The sequence below is a fragment of the Sphingomonas sp. CCH15-F11 genome (assembly GCF_001557005.1).
GTDB lineage: Bacteria > Pseudomonadota > Alphaproteobacteria > Sphingomonadales > Sphingomonadaceae > Sphingomonas.
Window position 1 is genome coordinate 1 of the sequence record NZ_LSKG01000016.1, and the last position, 1,794, is coordinate 1,794.

At 68.5% G+C, this 1,794-nt stretch carries 2 protein-coding genes; both read left to right on the forward strand.

Features of this window, described 5'->3' with window-relative positions; genetic code table 11:
• Nucleotides 1-23 precede the first annotated feature (23 nt).
• Nucleotides 24-1,397: a magnesium transporter gene (gene mgtE, locus AX709_RS01940; protein WP_082731308.1), complete on the forward strand. Its 1,374-nt coding sequence runs from the start codon at nt 24-26 to the stop codon at nt 1,395-1,397.
• Nucleotides 1,398-1,448: 51 nt separating this feature from the next.
• The coding region (locus AX709_RS01945) for a DUF1489 family protein (RefSeq protein WP_066546247.1) at nt 1,449-1,794 on the forward strand (346 nt) is incomplete at its 3' end.

Genomic DNA, 1,794 nt, shown 5'->3' on the forward strand with positions numbered 1-1,794 from the left:
AACGGGAATACGCCCCCGGTGCGATCGCGACCGAAAGCGGGCTGGACGCCGACGATCGCCTGAAACCCGAATTCGTGCGCTCGGTGCTCGACCTCGTCGCCGCGGGAGATGAGGAGGGCGCGCGCGACCGCGTCGCGCCCCTCCACCCCGCCGACATCGCCGACCTCGTCGAACTGACCCCCAACGACGATCGCCCCGCGCTGGTCGCGGCGATCGCCCCGCTGATCGACGGCGACGTGCTCGCGGAAATGAACGACTGGGTGCGCGATGTGCTGATCGACGCGCTCGAGCCGCGCCAGCTCGCCGACATGGCGTCGGAGCTCGACACCGACGACGCGGTCGCGATCATCGAGGATCTGGGCGAGGAGGATCAGCGCGCGGTGCTGCGCGCGCTCGACCCCGACGATCGCGCCGCGATCGAGGAGGCGCTGAGCTATCCCGAGGAATCGGCCGGCCGCCTGATGCAGCGCGAGCTCATCGCGGTGCCCGAACATTGGTCGGTCGGCGACGTGCTCGACTATCTGCGCGCCGATGACCAGCTCACCACCGATTTCTGGGAAGTGTTCGTGGTCGATCCGGCGCATCATCCGGTCGGCACCTGCAACCTGTCCTGGATCCTGCGCACCCCGCGCGTCGTCGCGATCAGCGACGTGATGAAGCGCGAGCAGACGCTGATTCCGGTCGATATGGACCAGGAGGAAGTGGCGCTGCGCTTCCAGAAATACGCGCTCATTTCCGCGGCGGTGGTCGATGCCAATGGCCGGCTGGTCGGCATGATCACCGTCGACGACATCGTCCACATCATCCAGGCCGAAGCGGGCGAGGACGCGCTGCTGCTGTCGGGCGCGGGCGACGGCGACATCAACGAACCCGTGCGCGACACCTATCGCGCGCGCGTGCGCTGGCTGATCGCCAACCTGTTCACCGCATTGGTCGCCGCCACGATCATCACCCAGTTCGAGGATACGATCGCGGCGATGGTCGCGCTCGCCGCGCTGATGCCGATCGTCGCGGGTGTCGGCGGCAATGCCGGCACGCAGACGCTGGCGGTGACGGTGCGCGCACTGGCGACCAATCAGCTGACCCCGGCCAACACCTTGTGGGCGGTGCGGCGCGAGGTTGCGATCGCGGTGCTCAACGGCGCGACGGTGGCACTGGTGATCGGGGTGGGGGTCGGGCTGTTCTTCGCCAATCCGCTGCTCGGTCTGGTCATCGGCACCGCGATGCTCGCCAATATCGTCATCGCGGGGCTGGCCGGCGTGGTCGTGCCGCTGACGCTCGAACGTTTCCGCGCCGACCCCGCGATCTCGTCGTCGATCTTCGTGACGATGGTGACCGATTCGATGGGTTTTCTGGTGTTCCTGGGCCTCGCGACTGTCAGCGGCCTGGTCGGATAGCCGCCGAAATACCGTCTTGATCGCTGCCGCCGTGCCGCCCAGATCAGTCCGGTGCCGCTTCACCTGACCAAAGTCGCCTATGGCGCCGACTCGCTCGACACGCTCCAATCCTGGTTCGCGGGCCGCGAAGCGGCGGGCGGCGCGTCGCTGACCACCCGCTATCTCCCCAAGCGGCATGCGGAGATCGTCGGCGGCTCGCTCTACTGGATCCTGAAGCACCAGCTCGTCGCTCGCTCGGCCATCCTCGGCTTTGGCGACGCGGAGGGCGGCCGGGTGGCGATCCATGTCGACCCGCGCCTCGTGCTCGTCCAGGCCCGCCCGAAGCGCGCGCATCAGGGCTGGCGCTATCTGGAGGCGAAGGATGCGCCCCCCGATCTCGGCTCGGGCACGGCGGGCG